A 3,427-nucleotide genomic window follows, 5' to 3' on the forward strand; every position below is an offset into this window, starting at 1 on the left:
GTTACTGTGATGGGATCATTTTTTAATAAACTTGCAGGATACAGTTCTGATGGAACAAAAATTGTTCATCAGGGAGGTTACTGGTACCGTCTGGAGTTTCATCAGAATGATACCATAGAAGATTATGATAATCTGAAAACATCCTGTACAGGTTATTATCTGGTAAACGGAAGTCTTCTGGAGAAACCGGTGTATGAATTTGCAGAAGTGGAATTCACACTGTCAGATGCAGATAAATATGACAAGAATCCGGATGATGGAGGCGATGATAATCCGGCCGGTGGTGATGATGAACCTACCGGAACTCCTGTTTCCAGAGCAGATGCCATCAAGTATCAGAAGAGTAAGATTGCCAGCCTGAAACTGGACCTTCAGGAAAGCGATATCAAAATATCACAGCTGGAAAAGAAAGCGAATAAAAAGCTTATCAGTGCAAAATTGGATGGTACGGTTACTTATGTGGGAGATTCCGGAGGTGGTGAGACAACGGATGGGAAAGCTCTGATCAAAGTAAAGAGCAGTGATGGTTTTTATGTGATCGGTTCTGTCAGTGAACTGATGCTGGATGATATCAAAGAAGGCACAAAACTTGACTGCACAAGTTATACAAGTGGATCTTTTGAAGCAGAAGTTATGGATGTTTCAGAGTATCCTGTAACCGGAAACAGCTTCTATGGCAGCAGTAATCCAAATGTGTCTTATTATGCATTTACAGCAGTGGTAAGTGACAAGACACTTCAGTTGGAAGATCAGGACTGGGTTACTGTCAATTATGAAGCATCTGCTACAGAGAACAGTATGGTTATCCAGAAGGCTTTTGTCAGAAATGATAATAATAAAAACTATGTGTATAAAGATGATAATGGTATCCTGAAGAAACAGGAGATTTCTGCAGGTGCAACTGTGGATAGCGGTTACAGTGTGATTGTCAAAGGTGGACTCAGTGAAGATGATCTGATTGCATTTCCTTATGGAAAAGATGTGAAAGAGGGCGCAAAGACAAAAGAAGTTACTCTGGATCAGATGTATGGATATTAATTGAGAAAGGAGACATTTTATGCTTGAAAATATACGCCTGGCTTTTCAGGGAATATGGTCACATATGATGAGATCCTTCCTGACTATGCTGGGTATCATTATTGGTATTGCGTCTATCATTGCAATTGTTTCTACCATCAAAGGAACCAGTGAGCAGATTAAGGAAGACCTGATAGGTGCAGGTTCCAATACAGTAAATATTTATCTGTATGATGGAGATAATCAATATGATGCGGAATATGGAAATTCTTCAAAAGCACCGATTCTGACAGATGATGTAAAAGAAGAAGTGAAAGATCTGGACCATGTTGAGAATGCAACTTTTTATTATAACAGTACCAGCGCATCTATTTATAATAACAATAACAGTCTGGAAGGCGGAAGTGTTTACGGGATTGATGTGAACTATCTGGCTACCTGCGGATATGTGATTCAGTCAGGACGGGGATTTGTAAAGGATGACTACAAAAATTACAATAAAGTTGCGCTGATCGATGATAATGCGGCACAGAATCTGTTCCCGTCACAGAACCCGGTAGGGCAGACTGTGGAGATCAATCAGGAACCATATACGATTGTGGGAGTGATCCGGCAGGATGAGAATTATCAGCCGACGATCAACAGTATTGACGAATATTACACTTATTATCAGTCAATCGTTGGAAGTGTGATGATTCCGGACAGCTGCTGGCCGATTTCCTTTAAATTTGATGTTCCTCAGAATGTAATTGTGAAAGCAGACAGCACAGATACTATGAGTACGGTGGGAAATGCAGCAGCAGATGCGCTGAATAATTTAATTGCAGCCCTGAATACAGGTGGAAATACAACCATGAAATACAAAGCTGAAGACATCATGGAGCAGGTTAAGAATATGCAGAAGCTCAGTGAGAGTACAAATAATCAGCTGATCTGGATTGCAAGTATTTCTCTCCTTGTGGGTGGTATTGGTGTCATGAATATCATGTTGGTTTCTGTTACGGAGCGTACCAAAGAGATTGGTCTGAAAAAGGCTATCGGGGCACGTAAGAAGACTATTCTGGGACAGTTTCTGACAGAGGCTTCCGTACTTACCAGTATTGGCGGTATTATCGGAGTAATAACAGGAATCGGGCTGTCGAAAGTGGTGGGAAAGGTTACCGGTTCGCCTACTGCGATCAGTGTGCCATCAATTGTGATCGCAGTATTGTTTTCTACAGTGATAGGCGTGGTATTTGGACTGCTTCCCTCTGTGAAAGCAGCAAATTTAAATCCTATTGATGCGTTGAGAAGTGAATAAACACTGCATAGATAAAACAGACTTGATGTACAATACCTTTGTATATTGAGTCTGTTTTTCTGTAACATTTTTAGTTACTGTTTACTGGTAATATCCTGCAAAGCGTGTTATTGAAAACGAAGTGAACAATAACCATTTTTCTGTGGATTTTAAACAGAAAAACAATCAAATTTGTATAGATGTCAAGGAATGTGCTAAAATTTGTACAAAAAATAAAAAAATATGGAAGTACAAAGACAGGTTGTGCTATAATGGAGTATCTCAAAAAGAATTATTTATACAGGAGAAAGTTCGCGGATGGTATCATTTACCTATATCATCAAAGATAAATTTGGAATACATGCAAGGCCCGGACTGCTTCTTGTGCAGGAAGCTGGAAAGCTTACGAGCAATATCACTATTTTTAAAGGAACAGACAGTGGTGATGCGAAGCGGATGTTCTGTGTTATGAATCTTGCAGTAAAACAGGGAGATCAGATAACAGTACATGTGGAAGGCGAGAATGAAGAGGCAGATGCCGAAGTAATGAGAGAGTTTTTGAAAAATAATCTGTAACTGTGAAGATGTCAGACAGTTATGCCATAATCTTTAATAAGGAGAATTGGAGTAATGAAAGTATTAGAAGGTAAGTCCGTATTTTCAGGAATTGCAATTGGAAAGATTTCTATTTTGCAGAAAGCAGACACAAGTGTAAAGCGTACGAAGGTAGAAAATCCGGAGGCAGAGATCACACGTGTGCAGGAAGCAAAAGAGAAAGCAGTTGAACAGCTTCAGAAACTGTATGATAAGGCACTCCGGGAAGTTGGAGAATCAGGTGCTGCTATTTTTGAAGTGCATCAGATGATGCTGGATGATGAGGACTATCTGGATTCTATTGATAACATTATCCGTACGGAGAATGTAAATGCAGAGTATGCAGTAGCAACAACAGGCGATAATTTTGCAGACATGTTTGCGCAGATGGATGATGACTACATGAAAGCAAGAGCGGCAGATATAAAGGATATTTCAGATCGTCTGGTACGTGTATTATCAGGACACGATGAGGGAGATATGGATGCTGCAGAACCATCTATTATCGTTGCTGAGGATCTGGCTCCAAGTGAAACT

The 3,427-nt window shown here is 40.0% G+C and carries 4 protein-coding genes; all 4 read left to right on the top strand.

Annotated elements, in window-relative coordinates; genetic code table 11:
* The coding region (locus tag AC075L_RS17545; RefSeq protein WP_476387953.1) for an efflux RND transporter periplasmic adaptor subunit at positions 1-1,038 on the top strand (1,038 nt) is incomplete at its 5' end.
* Positions 1,039-1,057: 19 nt separating this feature from the next.
* On the top strand, positions 1,058-2,317 hold the full coding sequence (locus AC075L_RS17550; RefSeq protein ID WP_055053991.1) for an ABC transporter permease: 1,260 nt from the start codon (positions 1,058-1,060) through the stop codon (positions 2,315-2,317).
* A gap of 297 nt (positions 2,318-2,614) precedes the next feature.
* Positions 2,615-2,872 (top strand): HPr family phosphocarrier protein, encoded by a 258-nt coding sequence (locus AC075L_RS17555; protein WP_008703704.1) that lies wholly within the window; start codon positions 2,615-2,617, stop codon positions 2,870-2,872.
* A 54-nt stretch (positions 2,873-2,926) separates the two neighbouring features.
* Positions 2,927-3,427, top strand: a 501-nt coding sequence (locus AC075L_RS17560; RefSeq protein WP_476387954.1) for a phosphoenolpyruvate-utilizing N-terminal domain-containing protein, incomplete at its 3' end; no start/stop codon positions are given.

The sequence above is a fragment of the Blautia sp. ZXY-1-B12 genome, from assembly GCF_056339915.1.

Excerpts from the sequence above, each read along its gene's own strand:
- AC075L_RS17550 (WP_055053991.1), top strand. The coding sequence starts at position 1,058 with ATGCTTGAAAATATACGCCTGGCTTTTCAGGGAATATGGTCACATATG.
- AC075L_RS17555 (WP_008703704.1), top strand. The coding sequence starts at position 2,615 with ATGGTATCATTTACCTATATCATCAAAGATAAATTTGGAATACATGCA.